Raw genomic sequence first — 19498 nt, 5'->3', positions numbered from 1 at the left:
GAGCGGCCCGTTTGGGCGAATTGCTGCGTTACGAATTTGGGTCAAGACGCCCAGTCTTGACCCAAATTCGCGCCTTGCACTTCATCCCAAACGGGACTCGCTCGCACTCACGCCTATTGATGAAATGAGTTCTACATGAACGGGAGACCCGCATGAACTCCCCGATGCCTTCCCATAGCAGCCTGTGGCAAGCCTACCTGCACAACTGTCGCAGCCTGGTCGCCATGGCCGAGCCTACCCGCACGGCCGGACGCATCACGCGCGTGGCCGGCCTGGTGATGGAAGCGGTCGGACTGAAGCTTCCCGTGGGCAGCCCCTGCAATGTCCCGCTGCCCAACGGCATGATGATCGAAGCCGAAGTGGTGGGATTCCAGGATGAACGTTTGTTCCTGATGCCGCAGAGCGATGTCGAAGGCATCGTCCCCGGCACCCGCGTCTATCCGGTCGAACCGGTCCGCCCTCCCCCGCGCACCGGTCCCATCAGCTTCACCCCGCGCCGCGCCGACGAGCACAGCCGCCGCCTGCCGGTCGGTGACGAGTTGCTGGGCCGCGTGCTCGACGGTGCCGGCCGCCCGCTCGACAATCTCGGCCCCCTGCATACCGAACGCTCGGCCCCGCTGGCCGTGCGTGCCGCCAATCCGCTGGGCCGCGCGCCCATCCGCGACATTCTGGACACTGGCATCCGTGCCATCAACACCATGCTCACCGTCGGCCGTGGCCAGCGCATGGGACTCTTCGCCGGCTCGGGCGTGGGCAAGAGCGTGTTGCTGGGCATGATGGCGCGCTATACCAGCGCGGACGTGATCGTGGTCGGACTGATCGGTGAGCGCGGCCGCGAAGTGAAGGAATTCATCGAACAGATCCTCGGCGCCGAAGGCCTGGCACGCTCGGTCGTGGTGGCCGCGCCCGCCGATACCCCGCCGCTGATGCGCCTGCAGGGCGCTGCGTATTGCACCTCCATTGCCGAGTATTTCCGCGACCAGGGCAAGGATGTGCTGCTGATCATGGATTCGCTGACCCGTTACGCCATGGCCCAGCGCGAAATCGCCCTGGCCATCGGCGAACCGCCGGCTACCAAGGGCTATCCGCCGTCCGTGTTCGCCAAGCTGCCCGCCCTGGTGGAGCGCGCCGGCAACGGCGATGAAGGCGGCGGCTCCATCACCGCCTTCTACACCGTGCTCACCGAAGGCGACGACCAGCAGGACCCGATCGCCGATGCCGCCCGCGCCATCCTGGACGGCCACATCGTGCTCAATCGCCAGCTGGCCGAAGCGGGCCACTATCCGGCCATCGATATCGAACAATCCATCAGCCGTGCCATGCACAGCATCACGGATGCCGACCATCAACGCCGTTCGCGCCACCTGAAGCAATTGTATTCACGTTTCCAGCGCAACCGCGACCTCATCAGCGTCGGCGCGTACGCCGCTGGCAGCGATCCGGTGCTCGATGAAGCTATTGCCTTGTTGCCAAGAATGGAGTCCTTTTTGCAGCAGGGCATCCATGAGCAAGCCGATGTATCAGAGAGCTTGAGGCAACTTACCGCTCTATTCGGTTGATTGAGCGCGCATCCTCAAAAATATAATCAGAGTGATCATGGCTACTCCCTCCGCACTTGATACGCTGATTGAATTGGCGACCAAAGAGACCGACGAAGCGACCAAACGCCTCGGCCGGGCTATTCGCGTGAGTGAAGAAGCGCAACAGAAGCTGGGTATCCTGCAGCAGTACCGCGACGATTACGCCGCGCGCTTCCAGGAAACCCTGACCAATGGCCTGACCGCCCTGGCGTATCGCAACTTCCAGCTGTTCCTGGAAAAGATCGACAACGCCATCGACGGCCAGGTCAACGTGGTGCAGAGCAGCCAGCAGCGGGTAGCCGAGGCGCGTGCCGCATGGCAGGCCTGCGAGCGCAAGCGCATGTCCTACGACACCCTGGCCACGCGCGCGCGCGACCAGGAAATGCGCAAGGAAAACAAGCGCGACCAGAAGTCCATGGACGAGCATGCTGCCCGCATCAGCTTCTACAAGCGCTGACCGCTGAAGCGGCCAGCCAGGCAAGACCGAAACAGACACCGCGCAAGCGAAGAACCGCAAACAGCATCCTAGAGCAGCAGACCGCATTTACCGACAGGCCACCATCATGAACACTTCCCTGCCGCTGTTGAACGTGATCACCGGCTCCCAGGCCGCCACAGGTTCGCGCTCGGGCAATCCCGCCGACAGCTTCTCGGCCGATGTGCCCTTCAACCAGGTGCTCAACAGCCAGGTCAATACCCGTGTGCAGGACAACCAGGCACAGGCGCGCCAGGCCCAGCAGAACGCCGAGAACCAGGCTGCCGCCAAGCAGGCAGCAGCCAACCAGTCCGCCGCCGCCCAGCAATCCCAGAATGCCTCCGCCAATGCCGGCGCCGCCAGCAAGAGTGCTGCCGGCGATGGCAGCGACAAGAGCAGCCAGGTCAGCGACAAGGACGAGGACGAGGACAGCACCGATACCACCACCCAGGCTTCAGCTGAACTGCTGGCCCTGGTCGCCAACATCGCGCAGAACGCCGTCACGCCGGCCGATGGCAAGGCCAAGGGCGAGAGCAGCGAAGCCGACCTGCTGGCCCAGGCCAAGCGCGGCGGCAAAATGTCGCTGGCCGACCAGCAGCAAGCCCTGGCCGACGAAAAGCAAGGCAAGGTCGACCCGGCCGCCCTGCAGGATGCGTTGGCAACCGCCCGCAGCAAGCAGGACGCCGCCGCCAGCGAACTGGCCAGCAAGCGCAATGCCGAAGCCAATCCGGCGCCACAGCCCGCCTCCGCCAAGGATGGAAAAGCGGCGATTGACCTGGGTGCTGCCGCCAAGGCCGAGCCCAAGGACGATGCCAGCGCCCTGTCCGCCCGCGCACAACTGGGCAAGGCCGCTCCCGAAGTCGCCGCACCCGCCGCCAAGCAGGATGCCGCCCAGGCCACGCCGACGCCCGTGGTCCTGCCGGCCGTCCAGACCGTGGCCGCCAGCCAGCCGCAAGCCGTGTTTGCGCCGGCCTACAGCGACAAGATCCAGTCCAACGTCGGCAGTGCCGGCTGGAACCAGGCCCTGGGCACCAAGATCACCTGGATGGCGACCGCCGGCATGCAAAGCGCCTCGCTGAGCCTGAATCCGCCCGACCTCGGCCCCATGCAGGTGGTGCTGAACGTGCACAACCAGCAGGCAGATGCCACCTTCATCACCGCCCAGCCCGAAGTGAAGCAGGCGCTGGAAGCGGCCATGCCCAAGCTGCGTGAAATGATGGACCAGGCCGGCATCCAGCTCGGCCAGGCCAATGTCCAGACCGGCATGCCCAACCATCAGCAGGGTGCCGGCAGCGGCCAGCAGCAGGCACGCAGCGGCAGCCCGGGCAGCTTCGGCAAGGAGCAGGAAGGCGATGTGGCCCTCAGTGGCACCACGGCAGCCAGCGCGACCACCAGCGGACTCGGGCTGGTCGACACCTTCGCCTGATCGCCACGAGCCATGCCTGGCACCACAAACCTTAAAAAATAAGCAATTTTCGTCCGCGCAGGACTCAACAATGTGATTTGCCTGCCGATAAGCAGATAAGCCCTCAACCCGCGCAGACGAACTGAAAGGAATAGTAGATGGCAACAAAAGGAAAAGCCCCGGCCAAGGGAGCTGAAGCAGATGCAGCACCGGCAAAATCGAGCAAGAAGATGCTGTTCATCATCGTGGGCGTGGTGCTGGTGCTGGTCATCGGCGGCGCCGCAGCGTTCTTCATGATGGGTGGCAAGGGCAAGAAGGGTGATGATCACGCCGAAGAGAAGGTCGAAGCCAAGGCCCCCACCTTTGTGGTGATCGAACCGTTCGTGGTGAACCTGCAGCAGGAAACCGGCGACCAGTACCTGCAGGTGGCAATGACCCTGCAAGTGCCGGATGGCCAGACCGCTGAAGCCTTGAAGCTGTACATGCCGCAAGTGCGCAGCCGCCTGCTGATGGTGCTGTCCAGCAAGAAGGCCTCGGAGCTGCTCACCAGCGAAGGCAAGCGCCGCCTGACCGACGAGATCATCGACCAACTGGGCGAGCCGTTCTCGGGCAAGGGCAAGGGACCGCAGATCACCGACGTGTTCTACACCTCGTTCGTGATCCAACAGCAGTAACACCGCATCGAAGTCAGAGATCGTCGACCATGGCCGAGCATTTTCTATCACAGGAAGAAGTCGATGCCCTTTTGAAGGGCGTGACGGGAGATGAAGACGAAGAAAAAATCGTCGAAGAAGCTCCTGGTACGGTACGTACCTACAACCTGGCCACGCAGGAACGCATCGTGCGCGGGCGCATGCCCACGCTGGAAATCATCAACGAGCGTTTCGCGCGTCTGTTCCGCATCGGCTTGTTCAACTTCATTCACCGCACCGCCGAGATTTCGGTCGGTCCGGTGAAGGTGTCCAAGTACAGCGAATTCATCCGCAACCTGGTGGTGCCAACCAACCTGAACCTGGTCCACATCAAGCCCTTCCGCGGCATCGGGCTGGTGGTGTTCGACCCGCAGTTCGTGTTCATGCTGGTCGACAACATGTTCGGCGGCGACGGCCGCTTCCACACCCGCATCGAAGGCCGTGAATTCACGCCCACCGAGCAGCGCATCATCATGCGCGTGCTGGAGATCACCTTCGAGACCTACGCCAAGTCGTGGGAACCGATCTATCCGATCGAATTCGAATTCATTCGCTCGGAAATGAATACGCAGTTCGCCAACATCGCCACGCCCAACGAAGTGGTGGTCTCGACCACCTTCACCGTCGAGCTGGGGCCGGTGTCGGGCGAAATCCACATCTGCACGCCCTACTCGATGATCGAGCCGGTACGTGACCGCCTCACCAGCAGCATGCAGGGCGAGGCACTGGAAGTGGACAAGCGCTGGATCCGCCTGATGAAGCAGCAGATCCAGACCGCCGAGGTCGAACTGATCGTCAATTTCGGCACCGCCCGAGTCAATTTCACCGATCTGCTGCACATGCAGGTCGGCGACGTCATTCCGCTGCAGACCAATACGACCGTCGAGGCACAGGTTGACGGCGTACCGGTGATGGAATGCAGCTACGGCCAGTCCAATGGCCAATACGCATTGCGCGTTGAAAAACTGCTGTCCATCACCCATCAAGAAACACCGGAAAGCTTTCAAGGAGATTAGTAATGGCTGATGAGAACGTAGCAGGCGCAGGCGCAGCGGAAGACGATCCGTGGGGCGCGGCCATGGCCGAGCAGACCCAGGCCGAAGAAGCGCAAAAGAAGGGCGAGATGGAAGACGAGAAAGGCCTCAGCGCGGCGCCCGCGATGGCCACCGTCTTCAAGGACCTGAGCGCCGCCGATATCAAGACCAATACCCCCAACGATATCGACTTCATCCTCGATATCCCGGTGCAGCTGACCGTGGAACTGGGTCGCACCAAGATCGCCATCAAGAACCTGCTGCAACTGGCGCAAGGTTCGGTGGTGGAACTGGATGGCATGGCCGGTGAACCGATGGACGTGCTGGTCAACGGCTGCCTGATCGCGCAAGGCGAAGTGGTGGTGGTCAACGACAAGTTCGGTATCCGCCTGACCGACATCATCACGCCGGCAGAACGCATCCGCAAGCTCAACCGCTGAGCGGGATGGCCTCTGTTTTCATGACACGTTTTGACGCAGCATCGATGTCGCAGGGCTGGTGCCGGATCCGTCCGGCGCTGATGTCTGCCTGGCTCCTGCTGGGCGGGACGATGGTCACGGCAGCCCAGGCCTGGGCCGAAACCGCCCCGGCAGCCAGCAGCGCTGCAGTCCCGGCGGCGGCACCGGCAACCGCAACAGCACCTGCGGCGGCAGCCCCGGCGGCGACCGCCGCCAGCACTTCCCTTCCCTCTTCCTCCGGCAGTGTCTTCACCATGCTCTTCGGGCTGATCGCGGTACTGGCCGTGATGGCCGGGGTGGCCTGGCTCTTCAAACGCTTTGGCCTGGCCAACAGCATGGGAGGCAATGCCGTGGCCAAGGTGGTCGGCGGCGTCTCGGTCGGTACGCGCGAACGGGTGATGGTCGTCGAAGTGGGCGAGCAGTGGATCGTGGTCGGCGTTGCCCCCGGCCGGGTCAATGCCCTGGCCACGCTGCCGCGCCAGGAAGGCGTGGCGGACCGGCCGGCCGCGACAGGTCCGGCCTTTGCCACCTGGCTCAAGCACACCATGGATAAACGAAATGGCGGCACCGGCAGCGGTGACCGTGCGGGTAATGATGGCAGCACACCTTAAGCCGCAAGGCATCCTCTCTTCCCTTCTCCGCCGCAGCGGCGCGCTCCTGCGCAGCCGCTACTGGTGGATGGCGCTGCTGTGCCTGCCGCTGGCGGCTTCGGCCCAGCAAGGCCTGCCGGCATTGAACAGCATGCCCGCCCCGGGCGGTGGCACGAATTATTCGCTGCCGATCCAGACCATGCTGTTCCTCACCTCGCTGTCGTTCATTCCGGCGGCGTTGCTGATGATGACCTGCTTCACCCGCATCGTGATCGTGCTGTCGCTGCTGCGCCAGGCGCTGGGCACGCAGTCCACCCCGCCCACCCAGGTGCTGGTGGGACTGTCGCTGTTCCTGACCTTCTTCGTCATGAGTCCGGTGTTCGACCGCATCTATACCGAGGCCTACCAGCCCTTTGCGGAAAACAAGATCCAGATGATGGAAGCACTCGACAAGGGAGCCGCGCCCCTGAAGGAGTTCATGCTCAAGCAGACCCGCCAGTCGGATTTGGCGCTGTATGTGAAGCTTTCTCGCGGCCCCGCCCTGCAGGGTCCGGAGGACGTGCCTTTGCGCTTGCTGGTCCCGGCCTTCGTCACCAGTGAACTGAAGACTTCTTTCCAGATCGGCTTTGCCATCTTCATCCCCTTCCTCATCATCGACATGGTGGTGGCCAGTATCCTGATGTCGATGGGCATGATGATGATGTCGCCGGCCATCGTCTCGCTGCCCTTCAAGCTGATGCTGTTCGTGCTGGTGGATGGCTGGCAGCTGCTGATCGGTTCCCTGGCCCAGAGTTTCTACTAGCCCAAGGCAAGGATACGTATGACACCCGAAAGCGTCATGACCATGGGCCGCCAGGCCATGGAAGTCACCCTCCTGATCGCTGCCCCGATGCTGATCACGGCCCTTCTCATCGGGCTGCTGGTGAGCATCTTCCAGGCCGCGACCCAGATCAACGAACAGACGCTGGCCTTCATTCCCAAGCTGGTGGGCGTGTTCCTGGCACTGATCATCGCCGGTCCGTGGATGCTGACCGTCATCCTCGACTACATGCACACCATGTTCAGCGGGATTCCCGCCATGGTCCAGTAAGCCGGTCCGCCGGGCAGGCCCGGCGGCTCCTGATCCATGCTCACCTTCACCAGCCAGCAACTCTACGCCTGGGTCGCCATGTTCATCTGGCCGACCACGCGTATCCTCGGGCTGCTGTCCATTGCACCGCCTTTCGGCAGCGCCAGCGTGCCCATGCTGGTCAAGATCCTGCTGGGCATCGCCATCGGCGTTGTGCTGGCGCCGGACGTACCGATCCCGCCGGCCATCGACCCCATGTCGATGACGGGATTGCTGATCCTGCTGCAGCAGTTGCTCATCGGCCTGTCCATGGGCTTTGCCATGCGCGTGGTATTTGCCGCCGTGGAAGCGGCGGGCGAACTGACCAGTTCCACCATGGGCCTGTCGTTTGCAGCCTTCTTCGATCCCCAGACCCAGGGCCGTACGGCCGTCATCAGCCAGGTCTTCTCGCTGCTGGCGACCATGGTCTTCCTCAGCCTCAATGGCCATCTGCTGTTGCTGCAGGCGATGGCTGAGAGCTTCCATACACTGCCCATCACGGGTGTGCCGATTACCACCGAAGGCTTCCACGAGCTGGCCCTGTGGGGCGCCAAGGTGTTCAGCATGGGGCTGCAGTTGTCGCTGCCGCTGCTGATCGCCCTGCTGATCACCAACTTCGCGCTGGGCATCCTCACCCGCGCGGCACCGCAGCTCAATCTGTTCGGGATCGGTTTTTCGATTACCATGCTGGCGGGCTTCATCCTGATCGCCTTCGCCCTGCCCTACATGCTCACGCCCTTGCAGCGCTTCCTTGCCGATGGCATCGAGATGGTCCGTTTGCTGGGCAGCGTGCCGCCGGTCAATGCCCTGCCCAAACCGTAAGCTGCCGGCCTGCTGTCACAACATTTACGTCTCCTGACACACGGCCGGCGTCGCCAGCCTCACAATGACGCCTTTGCGCGCGGCCACCGTCAGGCCGACCCTGATTTTTTCGCATGAACCTCGCCTACTTCCGCCGTCCAAAAATTCTCTTCCTCAGTCTCGCCGTCCTGCTGGCCGGCGGCTACCTGGTGCACCGCGCGCTCACCCCGCCGCCGCCACCCAGCTACCTCAGCGCCATCGCCACGGTCACCGACATCCAGGACGTGGTACTGGCCAGCGGCACGGTCAAGGCCTACAAGCAGGTCAGCGTGGGTGCCCAGGTATCGGGCCAGATCAAGTCGCTCAAGGTGGCGCTGGGAGACCGCGTCAAGAAGGGCCAGCTGGTGGCCGAGATCGACTCCCTGACCCAGGCCAATGCACTGGCCAGCGCCGAGTATTCGCTGCAGAACCTGCAGGCCCAGTTGCGTGCCAAGGAAGCCAGCCTGAAGCAGGCCCAGCTGGCCTATGCACGGCAACAGATGATGCTGGCCGGGGACGCCAGCTCGCGCGAGAACTTCGAGAGCGCCGAGGCCACCCTCAACACCACCCGCGCCGACATCGCGGCCCTGCAGGCGCAAATCAAGGACGGTGCCATCAAGGTCGACACCGCGCGCCTGAACCTGGGCTATACCCGGATCACGGCACCCATCGACGGTGAAGTGGTGGCCATCGTGGCGCAGGAAGGCCAGACCGTGAACGCCAACCAATCCACCCCGACCATCATCAAGGTGGCGCGCATGGATACGGTCACCATCAAGGCACAGATCTCCGAAGCCGACGTGGTGCGCGTCAAGCCTGGCCTGCCGGTATTCTTCACCATCCTGGGCGACCCCGACCACCGCTATCGCACCACCTTGCGCGCCATCGAACCGGCACCGGATTCAATCCTGCAGGACGACACCGCCACCAGCACCACGGCCAGCACCAGCAGCAGTGCCAGCTCCACGGCGATCTACTACAACGGCCTGCTGGACCTGCCCAACCCCGATGGCAAGCTGCGCATCTCGATGACCACGCAGGTCAACATCGTGCTTTCCGAGGCCAAGGAGGCGCTGGTGGTGCCCTCCACCGCACTGGGCGCCAGGGATGCCCAAGGCCGCTACACAGTACGTGTGCTGGACGCGCAAGGCCAGGCGGAGGAGCGCCAGGTACGTATCGGCATCAACACCAATGCCCAGGTGCAGATCGTCGAGGGACTCAAGGCCGGCGAACGCGTGGTGACCGGCACCGCCCTGCCGGGCGCCGCCGACAACAGCAGCGAGCGTCGTGGCCCGCCGCCGCGCATGTAAGTTCGCCATGACGACACCTTTGCTGCAATTGCGCGCACTGCGCCGCGACTTTCCGGCCGGGGATGACACCATCACCGTGCTCAACGACGTCAACCTCGACATCTACGCCGGCGAAATGGTCGCCATCGTCGGGGCCTCCGGTTCGGGCAAGTCGACCCTGATGAACATCCTCGGCTGCCTCGACAAGCCCAGCGCCGGCAGCTACCTGGTCGCCGGACGCGAGACCGGCAAGCTGGCCCCGGACGAACTGGCACAGTTGCGCCGCGAGCATTTCGGTTTCATCTTCCAGCGCTATCACCTGCTGTCGGACCTGGACGCCACCGCCAACGTGGAAGTGCCCGCCGTCTATGCCGGCCAGGAACCGGCGCAGCGCCGCCAGCGGGCCGCCCAGCTGCTGGCGCGGCTCGGCCTGGCCGATCGCGGCCACCACAAGCCTGGCCAGCTCTCGGGCGGACAGCAGCAGCGCGTCTCGATCGCGCGCGCGCTGATGAATGGCGGCGACGTGATCCTGGCCGACGAGCCCACGGGTGCGCTGGACAGCCACAGCGGTCACGAGGTGATGAACATCCTCAAGGAATTGCATGCCGAGGGCCACACCATCATCATCGTCACGCACGACATGCAAGTGGCCAGCAATGCCCAGCGCATCATCGAGATCAAGGATGGCGTCATCATTGCGGATCGCCGCAACGAACCCGACCAAACCGCGCCGGTAAACGGCGTGATCAAGCAGGAACGCCAGCAACGCCGCCAGGCCAGCAGCTGGCGCGCCGGGCTGGACCGTTTCAAGGAAGCGCTGCGCATGTCGCTGCTGGCCATGAATGCGCACCGCCTGCGCAGTTTCCTGACCATGCTGGGCATCATCATCGGCATCGCCTCGGTGGTCTCGGTGGTGGCGCTGGGCAGCGGCTCGCGCGAGCAGATCCTCTCCGACATCAGCGCCATGGGGACCAATACCATCGACATCTTTCCCGGCACCGATTTCGGCGACATGAAGTCGGCCGCCATCCGTACCCTCACGCCAGCCGATGCCGCCGCCCTGGCGGAACAGAATTACGTGGACAGCGTCACCCCCAGCGTAGCCACGGCCTCCTCGGCACGCTACGGCAACATCTCGGTGACGGCCACCATCAATGGCGTAGGTGAACAGTATTTCCGCGTGCGCGGGCTGAAGATGGCGCAGGGCATGAGCTTCGACAACGACAGCATCCGGCGCCAGGCACAGGAAGTGGTGATCGATGCCAACACCTACAAGAAGCTCTTCCCCAACGGCGGCAACGCGCTGGGTGAAGTCATCTTCCTGGGCAGCGTGCCCTGCCGTGTGATCGGCGTGACGCAAAAGCGCGAGAACGGCTTCGGCAACAATAGCGCGCTCAATGTCTGGGTGCCCTACACGACGGCCATGAGCCGCGTCATCGGCCAGCGCTACCTGAGCGGCATCACCGTGCGGGTCAGCGACAAGGTGCCCAGCGCGGCGGCGGAACAAGGCATCACCCAGCTGATGACGCTGCGCCATCGCACCAAGGACTTCTACATCTTCAACACCGACAGCATCCGCCAGACCATCGAGAAGGCCACGGCCACACTGACCCTGCTGGTATCGATGATCGCGCTGATCTCGCTGGTGGTGGGCGGCATTGGCGTGATGAACATCATGCTGGTGTCGGTCACCGAGCGTACCCGCGAGATCGGGGTGCGCATGGCCGTGGGTGCGCGCCAGAGCGACATCATGCAGCAGTTCCTGATCGAAGCCGTGCTGGTCTGCCTGGCCGGCGGCTTGCTGGGCGTGCTGCTGGCGTTGTCCTTTGGCGCGGTGTTTGCACACTTCGTCAGCAGCTTCCGCCTGATCTATTCCACTGCCTCCATCGTCAGCGCCTTCGCCTGCTCCACCCTCATCGGCGTGGTGTTCGGCTTCCTGCCGGCGCGCAATGCCGCGCGGCTCAATCCGGTGGATGCCCTCGCCCGCGAATGAAATTGCCCGCCATGTCCAAGCACCTGACTACTCCACTTCCATCGCGCCTGGCACTGCTGCTGGCACTGGCCCTGCTGGGCGGCTGCAGCAGCCTGGTGCGTACTCCCTACGCGCCACCCGTTACCCAGACCCCGGCGGCCTGGCAACAGGCTGGCCAGGCCGCCACGGTCAATGCCAGCCGCTGGTGGCAGGGCTTCGGCGACGACACGCTCTCCGCCCTGATCGACGAGGCCCTGCGCAAGAACAACGACCTGGCCGTGGCCACCATCAAGGTCAGGCGTGCCCAGTTGCAGGCCGGCATCGCCGAGGATGCCTTCATCCCGGCCCTGGGCGCACAGCTGGGCAGCAGCGGCAGCAAGGCGCTGGACGGCAGCCGCCAGACCAGCCGCGCCAGCCAGAATTCGGTGAGCCTGTCCTATGAAGTCGATCTCTGGGGCCGACTGGGTGCCAACTACGATGTGGCGCGCTGGGAAGCCCTGGCGACCGCGCAAGACCGGGCGGCGACCGCCCTCTCCCTGGTCGGCACCACCGCCAACCTCTACTGGACCGGTGCCTACCTGAACCAGCGCCTGCGCAGCGCCGAACAGAGCATCGCCTACGCGCAGAAGACGCTGGACCTGGTCCAGACCCAATACCGCGCCGGTGCCGTGTCTTCGCTGGAGCTGCTCACGGCCCGACAGAACCTGCTGAGCCAGCAATCGAGCTATACCGAGCTGGTACAGCAGCAAGTCGAGAATGACAACGCCCTGGCCATCCTGTTCGACAGCCCGCCCGGCCAGCGCCGCAGCCTGCCGCCGGCCCTGCCGCAGCAGCCCCTGCCGGCGCTCGAAGCGGGACTGCCGGCCGAGCTGCTGGCGCGGCGTCCGGACCTGCAAGCAGCCGAATTGCGGCTGCGTGAAGCCCTGGCCAATGTCGACCTCACCCGCACCAGCTTTTATCCCAAGCTGAGCCTGACCGGCTCGCTGGGCACCAGCAGCGACGCCCTGCTGCGGCTGGTCCAGAATCCGGTGGCTTCGCTGGCCGCCCAACTGAGCCTCCCTTTCCTGCAGCAGACCCAGATGAAGCTGCAGGTCGGCGTTTCACAGGCGGACTATGACAGCGCCCTGGCCCAGTTCCGCCAGACCCTCTACAGTGCCTTCAGCGATGTCGAAAATGCCCTCTCGGCGCGCGAGCAATATGCACGACAGCAGGCGCTGCAGGCACGCAATGTCGAGGTGGCCCGGGCCGCCGAACAGCTCTACGAATTGCGCTACCGGGCTGGCTCGGCCACCCTGCAGGCCTGGCTGGACCAGCAGGACAAGCGCCGCAGCGCCGAGAACACCCTGGCCCAGGTGCGGCTGAACCAGCTCAAGAACCAGATGACCCTGTACCAGGCCCTCGGTGGCGACGCCCGGGCCGAGCCGCTTCGCTGAAGACGGCACCGCATCAGCGCACCAAGCAAAAAGGCGAACCCGGAGGTTCGCCTTTTTGTCGTTTCCTTCACTGCGATCGGCCTGCAACGCCGTCGCCGTGAAAGGAAATTCATTATTTCAGGTAGTTCAGCAGAGTCAGGCCACTGGTAGTGACGAAGACCTTCTGCGCAGCCGACAGATAGGTCTGCTTGAGGGTCAGGTCGCTGATCAGCTCGCTGGTATCGGACAGGTTGCGGCCCAGCAGGTTGTTGATGGTCTGGGTGTAGTTTTCCTTGTTGACCTCACCGGCTGCATCCAGGTTGTCCAGTTCGTTCTGGCGGGCGCCGATGGAGGCCTTCACCGTGGAGACGCTGCTGGCCAGCGAATCGATCTGGGTGTTGAACTGCGCCAGGTTGCGCGCCAGTGCCGCCTGGCTGCCCACCACCGGGGTGCGTGCCGCATTGGCCGCATCCGATTGCAGCTTCAATGCTGCCGTGGACGTGAATTGCGCCTGGTAGGCAGGATCGTCCGGCTTCATGGCGTCCAGGGTGGCCTGGGCGGCCTTGTAGGCGGCGATCGGGGTCTGGCCGCTGCCGGCCGGATAGACATAGGCGTTGGCCGCGGCGTCATCGGCCTTGTTGGCAGCTTCCGTGACCGGCACCGACAAGATGTTGATCATGTTGGTCATGGTCTTGAAGATGTCCTGGCCATTGCCCTGGAACACCGTCTGGCCCGATGCGCTGATATCCATCTGGCGGGTCGAGTCCACCTGCAGCGTCATGGCGCCCTGGTCACCGTTGTAGGTGACGCCGCCAGTGCCGTCCAGGGTGAAGGGCTGGGTGGTGCTCTTGAAACCGGCGAAGATGTAGTTGCCCTGCCCGTCCTGGGCATTGGCATAGCCCAGCACTTCGTTGAGGTTGCCCTTGATCTCGGAAGCCATGTTGATGCGCTCGGCATTTGAATACGAAGCATTGCCGGCCGTGATGACGTTGGACTTCAGCTTGGTCAGCATGTTGGTCAGGCTGTCCAGGGTACCCTGCACGGTCGCCAGGGCGCTGTTGGCGTTCTGCCGATTGGTCTTGAACTGGTCGTTCAGGGCCGAGGTCTGGGTCATGTCCAGGGCGCGGGCGGCGGCCACCGGATCATCCGAGGGCAGCAAGACCTTCTGCTGCGCCGTCACCTGCTGCGTGAGCTTCAGGATCTGGCTCTGCATGCTGGTCAGGTCGTTGTTGCTCGACTGATAAAGCATCTGGGTGCTGATACGCATGGTCTTCTTCCTTTAACTGATTAACCGCCCAGGGTGAGCAGGACATTGATCATGTCGCTGGCGGCCTGGATGATCTTGGCCGCCGCCTGGTACTGCTGCTGGTTGCGGATCATGTTGGCCAGTTCCTCGTCCTGGTTGACGCCGGACTCGGTCTGCTGCTGGGTCTGGATCGCCGTCAGCCGGGTCTTTTCGGCCGTGTTGGTGACGTTGATCTCGTTGGTCTTGTTGCCGATGGTGGCCACCAGCTGCGAGTAGGAACCCTGGAAGCTGGTGCCATTGATGGTGTTGGCCGTCTGCAGGCCGGCCAGGGCCAGCGCGTTGCGGTTGTCCGAGGTCGCGTTGGTATTGGCAGAAATGGTGAACTGGTCGCCATTGGAGGGCTGGCCCGAGATCTGGAACTTCACGCCGCTGATCTCGTAGGTATCCCCTGCCGTGTAGGCCAGGCTGGTCGCACCACCGGCGATGGCGGTGGTGGTGCCATCCTTGTGGGTGATGGTGCCGCCGCCGGCAGGCACGGCCGGCGAAATGGTGAATGCCGGAGGTGCTGCCGCAGTGTTGTAGGTCAGCGTGGTGGGCTTGGTCAGCGGCGTGGTCGTGGTCAGGTAAGGCGCAGTCACCGAACCGGCGTTGATGGTCGCCGTGCCCTTGTTGGCTGCCACCGGAGCGAAGTTGAACTGGTCGCCTACCGACGGGGTGCCGGTCAGGGCATACGTCACCCCACCGCTGCTGATGGTCATGCCCGGCGTGTAGTTGAAGGCCGTGCCTGCCGGGACCGAACCGGTGGTGCCATCCGGATTGGTAAAGGTCACCGCCGGTGCCGGTGCCGCACCCGTCCATGCCGCCGTCAGCTGCACCTGCGCGCCGCTCAGCGATGCCGTGAACGAGACCGACGATCCCTGCTTGAAGGTGGCCGGATCCAGCGAGGTATTGGAAATGATCGCGTTGCCGGTATTGGTGGCCGGCGTGCTGGCGTTGACGTTGTTGGTCGCGTTGGCGGAGGTCGAGATCGGTGCCGCCGTAGCCAGCAATTGCGTGTTGTTCAGTGCCAGCGAGAAGGCCGTTGCGCCGTTGGCGGTCGGCTGGATCTTGTAGGTGTTGCCGCTGGCCATGGTCGGCGCGCCAGCCGGGGTGCCACCGTCGGAGTAGGTCACGCCATCGAGCGTGACCGGAAAATCGCCGGCGACCTTGACGGTCTTGGTGTTGTCCGACAGGCGCGTGAAGGTGTAGTTGGTGCCGTCATAGCTCAGCGTGTAGTCGCTGGTGGTCAGCGCCGACGGGTCGGAGATGGTCGTAGTCAGGTTGGTCGTGCCGGTATTGGTCGGGAAACCGATCAGGTTGGGCGAACTGACGTTGAACATGTTGGTGCCGGGATTGCCGTTCTGGTCCAGGCCCAGCTTTTGCTGCTGGTTGAACGCCGTGCCCATGGCAATGGCAATGCGGCCCAAGGCATTCTGGGTCGGATCCAGGGTCTCGCTGCGGTACTTCAGCAAGCCGCCGAGGCTGCCGCCATCATAGAAGAAGCTGTCCGGGATGGTCGCCGTGCCGCCACCCGGCAGCACCTGGCCGACCTGCAGGCGCGAGACGTCGGTGGGCGAATTGGTCACGGTCAGTTGCGTGATCTGGTCACCCGTCACCAGCGACTGGCCGGTACCGATGAACACGCTCACTGCGCCCGAATCCTGGGGCACGGTGGTGATCTTGACGTACTTGTTGAGTTCGGCCACCAACTGGTCGCGCTGGTCCAGCAAGTCATTGGGCTGCTGCCCGCCACCACTGCCCACGGCGCTGACGATGGCCTGGTTCAGCTTGGCGATCTGTTGCGCGTAGGAGTTGATGCTGGTGACGGTCGAGGTGATCTGGCTGTTGACGGCAGCGCTGCTCTGCTGGAGCTGGTCGTTGATGCTCGACACGCGTGCCACCAGGGTCGAGGCCTGCGACAGCACCGACTGGCGCGAGGCCTGGGTATTCGGGTTGGAGGCCAGGTTCTGGATGGCCGCAAAGAAGTCCTGCAAGGCCGGCGACAGGCCCGCCTTGGTGTCGGCCACCATGTTGTTGATCTGCGAGATCTGCGCGTAATACGAATCCAGCGAGCTGGCCGAGCTCTGCGAAGCCAGGGCCTGCTTGGTCAGGAAATCGTTGTAGATGCGCTTGATCTGGGTAACCTGGGCACCTTGGCCGACGAAGCCGTAGCCGTAGTTGATGCCGCCGGCCGAGCTTTGCACGACTTCCTGGCGGTTGTAGCCGGGAGTGGTGGCGTTGGAGATGTTGTGGCTGGTGGTGGCTTGCGCCGCCATGGCCGCCTGCAACGCGCTTTGCCCGATACTGAAGATGTTAGTTGCCATGCTAGGTTGTCGTCCCTGAAAGCTTTTAGCGGAATAACCAAGTCAACGGCAGGATTGACCAAAACTTTAGAGGATCCGGGCCAAATTTGTTTCCGGCCGGAACCGATGAGCTTGCCAGCCCTTCGCGCCCCTTGGCGAGGCAGGATCAGGCCGAGAGCGACTGGCGGATGATGCGCGACAGCTTTTCCGCATAGTGCGGGTCGGTGGCGTAGCCGGCACGCTGCAACCCATAAGCGAAGCCATGGGCATCCTGGGCGCTGGCCAGCACCTTCTCGTAGCGCGGATTGCTGCGCAGCAAGTTGGCGTAGTCCTTGAAGGCATCGGCATAGGAATCGTAGGCGCGGAATTTCTCCACGCGCTTCTGCGGCTTGCCGTTGATGTATTCGATGGTGGTGGCCTCGACCACCTTGCCGGTCCAGTTGCCGGTGGCCTTGATGCCGAACAGGTTGTGCGCCGAACGGCCGTCACGGGTAACGATTTCCTTCTTGCCCCAGCCGGTTTCCAGCGCGGCCTGGGCCAGCATGAACTTGGCGGGAATGCCGGTGATCTTGCTGGCCATTTCCGCATCGGCCTGCAGGCGATTCTGGAACGCTTCCACGTGGGCCGGCTTGTTGGAGTTGCGGCGCTGCTTGTTGCGGCCATCCTGGTCGGTACCCTCCGCGGCCTGCTGGCTGGCGAAGCTCTGGATGAACTTGGCACGGTCGGCGTCGCTCATGTCCTTGACCAGCGGAATGCCCATCGGCAGACCTTCTTCGCCCGGCGTCGGATTACCCTCCAGGTCCTGCGCATCGGGCAGCTTCTTGGGCAGCGAGGCCGAGAGCTGGCGCGTGAGCACATCGGCCAGGCCCACTCCGCGCTGCGCCAGGCTCTGGCTGAGCTGCTGGTCGAGCATGGAGGTAAACATCTTGGTCTGCTCGTTGTCGAACGGGCCATTTTGCGGGGTGGCATCACGCATGCTCTTCATCACCATGTTCAGGAACAGCGCCTCGAACTGCTTGGCGGCCCCCTTGATGGACTCCGGCGAGTTCTGCTTGGCAGCCTCGCGCAGGCCGTTCAGCCCATTCGCATCGACAGCCAGACTCTCGGTCGGATTGGATGGGTTGATCTTGTTGAGCATGGATGACCTTGGTGGAATGCGTTGGAAGTTGGATCGGCCCGGAGCGTCAGATCACTTCGAGTTCGGCACGCAGGGAACCGGCGGCCTTCATGGCCTGCAGGATCGCCAGCAAGTCCTGGGGCGTGGCGCCGATGGCATTGAGCGCCTTGACTACGTCGGACAGCGAAGCCCCGCCCTTCAACAGCATGACCTTGCCTGGCTCCTTGTTGATCGACACCTGGGCATTCTGCACGCCGGCCGTCTGGCCACCAGCCAGGGCATTGGGCTGGCTGACCGCATTGTCGGCCTGGATCACCACCGACAGGTTGCCGTGCGACACCGCGCAGGTATCGAGCATGACACTCTGGTTCATCACCACCGAGCCGGTACGGGCATTCAAGATCACCTTGGCGGCCAGCTTGCCGGGGGTGACATCGACGTTTTCCAGGGCACCGAGGAAGGCCACCCGGTCGCCGCTGGAAATCGGCGCACGTACGCGAATGACGCGGCCATCCTGGGCCACGGCGGTGTCATTGCCGAAACGCTTGTTGAGCGCATCGACCACCCGGCTGGCGGTCGAGAAATCATTGTCGTTCAGTTCCAGCATGACCATGTCGCCGCCGCCGAGCGAGCTGGGCACGGCCCTTTCCACGGTCGCACCGCCCGAAATGCGGCCGGCCGACAGCTGGTTGATGACGGTGCTGCTGCCTGCCGCCGAACCGCCCGCACCGCCGACCACGATGTTGCCCTGGGCGATGGCGTAGATCTGGCCGTCAGCACCTTTCAAGGGTGCCATCAGCAGCGTACCGCCACGGATGCTCTTGGCATTGCCGATGGATGAAACGGTCACGTCGATCAGCTGGCCCGGCTGCGCGAAGGCCGGCAAGGTGGCCGTCACCATCGCGGCGGCCACGTTCTTCAACTGCATGTTGCTGCTGGTGCCGGTAGGCACGTTCACGCCCAGCTGCTGCAGCATGCTGATGACGCTCTGCACCGTAAAGGGAGTCTGGGTGGTCTGGTCACCGCTGCCGTCGAGGCCCACGACCAGGCCGTAGCCGACCAGCTGGTTCTGGCGCACGCCCTGGATGCTGGCCAGGTCCTTGAGGCGCTCGGCGTTGGCCGGCGCAGCCGCCGCCAGGCACAGCGCCGCCACGGCAGCTGCCGACAGCAGCTTGCTGCCCATCCTGATCATGTCCATGGCGAAAAATCCTTTCCGGGTCATTGCACTACTCCACATCAGAAAGGAGAAACGCTGAAGAAGAATCGGCCCAGCGAAGACATGAAGTCAGCCATGTCCACGCGGGTGTTGGTACGGTATTCGACCTTGGCATCGGCCACCAGGGTTGAGGAAACGGTGTTGCCGGTCTGGATGTTGTCGGGGCTGACGGTGCCGGAGAAGCGGACATATTCCACGCCCTTGTCCAGCGCCACCTGCTTTTCACCCGAGACCACCAGGTTGCCGTTGGGGAGCACTTCCACCACGGTGACACCGATGGTGCCGGTGAAGGTATTGCTGGAGCTGGTGGCGCCCTTGTCCTCGAACTTGGAGGACGAGCTGCCGGTGGCCGACAATTCCTTGATGGTGGTGCCAAAGATGGTCGGTGCGGGCGAGGCTACTGCGCCCGTCTTGCTGGCCGAGCTGCCGGCGGACTTGCCGGCACTGGTCTTTTCGTTGATGACGATAGTGATGGTGTCCCCCACCAGGCGCGCACGGCGATCCTCCAGCAGGGGGCGGTATACCGCCGACTGGAAGATAGCACCGGAGGTCGGCGGCGCATAGGACGCCGGTTGCGGACGCGCCGTCTTGGGCCCGGTCACGATACTGTCCGGCACGGTGGTGCAAGCGGTGACGCTCAACACGCCCGCGATGGTGGCCAATTTCAGCATGCTCTTCATCATTGCCTCGTCCTTCTTCTGCTACCGACTGCCTTGTTCAAA

At 63.7% G+C, this 19498-nt stretch carries 18 protein-coding genes; 13 read left to right on the top strand and 5 right to left on the bottom strand.

What is annotated here, in order from left to right:
• The first annotated feature begins 152 nt into the window (after positions 1-152).
• From fliI to FYB76_RS02675, 13 genes are all read left to right on the top strand, one after another.
• Entirely contained in the window at positions 153-1559 is a 1407-nt protein-coding gene (fliI, locus tag FYB76_RS02735) for a flagellar protein export ATPase FliI (protein WP_088753759.1), read from the top strand.
• Positions 1560-1596: 37 nt separating this feature from the next.
• Positions 1597-2037, top strand: coding sequence for a flagellar export protein FliJ (gene fliJ, locus FYB76_RS02730; protein ID WP_088753758.1), 441 nt, complete (start codon positions 1597-1599; stop codon positions 2035-2037).
• A gap of 106 nt (positions 2038-2143) precedes the next feature.
• On the top strand, positions 2144-3481 hold the full coding sequence (locus tag FYB76_RS02725; protein WP_088753757.1) for a flagellar hook-length control protein FliK: 1338 nt from the start codon (positions 2144-2146) through the stop codon (positions 3479-3481).
• Positions 3482-3618: 137 nt separating this feature from the next.
• Entirely contained in the window at positions 3619-4134 is a 516-nt protein-coding gene (fliL, locus tag FYB76_RS02720) for a flagellar basal body-associated protein FliL (RefSeq protein WP_034338546.1), read from the top strand.
• A 29-nt stretch (positions 4135-4163) separates the two neighbouring features.
• Positions 4164-5168: a flagellar motor switch protein FliM gene (gene fliM / locus FYB76_RS02715; RefSeq protein WP_017450944.1), complete on the top strand. Its 1005-nt coding sequence runs from the start codon at positions 4164-4166 to the stop codon at positions 5166-5168.
• 2 nt (positions 5169-5170) lie between these two features.
• On the top strand, positions 5171-5626 hold the full coding sequence (fliN, locus tag FYB76_RS02710; RefSeq protein WP_088753756.1) for a flagellar motor switch protein FliN: 456 nt from the start codon (positions 5171-5173) through the stop codon (positions 5624-5626).
• A 20-nt stretch (positions 5627-5646) separates the two neighbouring features.
• Positions 5647-6255, top strand: a complete 609-nt coding sequence (gene fliO / locus FYB76_RS02705) for a flagellar biosynthetic protein FliO (RefSeq protein ID WP_229296851.1) — start codon at positions 5647-5649, stop codon at positions 6253-6255.
• Complete coding sequence (gene fliP / locus FYB76_RS02700) at positions 6239-7036, top strand: flagellar type III secretion system pore protein FliP (RefSeq protein WP_370516284.1); 798 nt, start codon at positions 6239-6241, stop codon at positions 7034-7036. Before fliO ends, fliP begins: the two co-directional genes overlap by 17 nt.
• A gap of 18 nt (positions 7037-7054) precedes the next feature.
• Positions 7055-7324 (top strand): flagellar biosynthesis protein FliQ, encoded by a 270-nt coding sequence (fliQ, locus tag FYB76_RS02695; RefSeq protein WP_154132595.1) that lies wholly within the window; start codon positions 7055-7057, stop codon positions 7322-7324.
• Between the two features lie 36 nt (positions 7325-7360).
• Positions 7361-8164 carry a flagellar biosynthetic protein FliR gene (gene fliR / locus FYB76_RS02690; protein ID WP_088753753.1) on the top strand — a complete coding sequence of 268 codons (804 nt, stop codon included), beginning with the start codon at positions 7361-7363 and terminating at the stop codon, positions 8162-8164.
• A gap of 113 nt (positions 8165-8277) precedes the next feature.
• Positions 8278-9492, top strand: a complete 1215-nt coding sequence (locus FYB76_RS02685; RefSeq protein ID WP_154132594.1) for an efflux RND transporter periplasmic adaptor subunit — start codon at positions 8278-8280, stop codon at positions 9490-9492.
• Between the two features lie 7 nt (positions 9493-9499).
• Positions 9500-11464: a MacB family efflux pump subunit gene (locus tag FYB76_RS02680; protein ID WP_154132593.1), complete on the top strand. Its 1965-nt coding sequence runs from the start codon at positions 9500-9502 to the stop codon at positions 11462-11464.
• A gap of 11 nt (positions 11465-11475) precedes the next feature.
• Positions 11476-12876, top strand: coding sequence for an efflux transporter outer membrane subunit (locus FYB76_RS02675; RefSeq protein ID WP_154132592.1), 1401 nt, complete (start codon positions 11476-11478; stop codon positions 12874-12876).
• A gap of 112 nt (positions 12877-12988) precedes the next feature.
• Here the strand turns inward: FYB76_RS02675 and flgL are convergent, their stop codons facing one another.
• From flgL to FYB76_RS02650, 5 genes are all read right to left on the bottom strand, one after another.
• Complete coding sequence (flgL, locus tag FYB76_RS02670) at positions 12989-14122, bottom strand: flagellar hook-associated protein FlgL (protein ID WP_088753750.1); 1134 nt, start codon at positions 14120-14122, stop codon at positions 12989-12991.
• A 20-nt stretch (positions 14123-14142) separates the two neighbouring features.
• Complete coding sequence (flgK, locus tag FYB76_RS02665; protein ID WP_088753749.1) at positions 14143-16464, bottom strand: flagellar hook-associated protein FlgK; 2322 nt, start codon at positions 16462-16464, stop codon at positions 14143-14145.
• A 145-nt stretch (positions 16465-16609) separates the two neighbouring features.
• Positions 16610-17581: a flagellar assembly peptidoglycan hydrolase FlgJ gene (gene flgJ / locus FYB76_RS02660; protein ID WP_088753748.1), complete on the bottom strand. Its 972-nt coding sequence runs from the start codon at positions 17579-17581 to the stop codon at positions 16610-16612.
• Positions 17582-17627: 46 nt separating this feature from the next.
• Positions 17628-18758, bottom strand: a complete 1131-nt coding sequence (locus FYB76_RS02655) for a flagellar basal body P-ring protein FlgI (RefSeq protein WP_088753747.1) — start codon at positions 18756-18758, stop codon at positions 17628-17630.
• A 38-nt stretch (positions 18759-18796) separates the two neighbouring features.
• On the bottom strand, positions 18797-19456 hold the full coding sequence (locus FYB76_RS02650; RefSeq protein WP_088754021.1) for a flagellar basal body L-ring protein FlgH: 660 nt from the start codon (positions 19454-19456) through the stop codon (positions 18797-18799).
• Between the last annotated feature and the right edge of the window lie 42 nt (positions 19457-19498).

The sequence above is a fragment of the Herbaspirillum sp. CAH-3 genome, from assembly GCF_009668275.1.
GTDB classification, from domain to species: Bacteria; Pseudomonadota; Gammaproteobacteria; order Burkholderiales; family Burkholderiaceae_D; genus Herbaspirillum; species Herbaspirillum aquaticum.
Note: the sequence above shows the minus strand (reverse complement) of the source record. Positions and strands in the feature narration are given on the sequence as shown.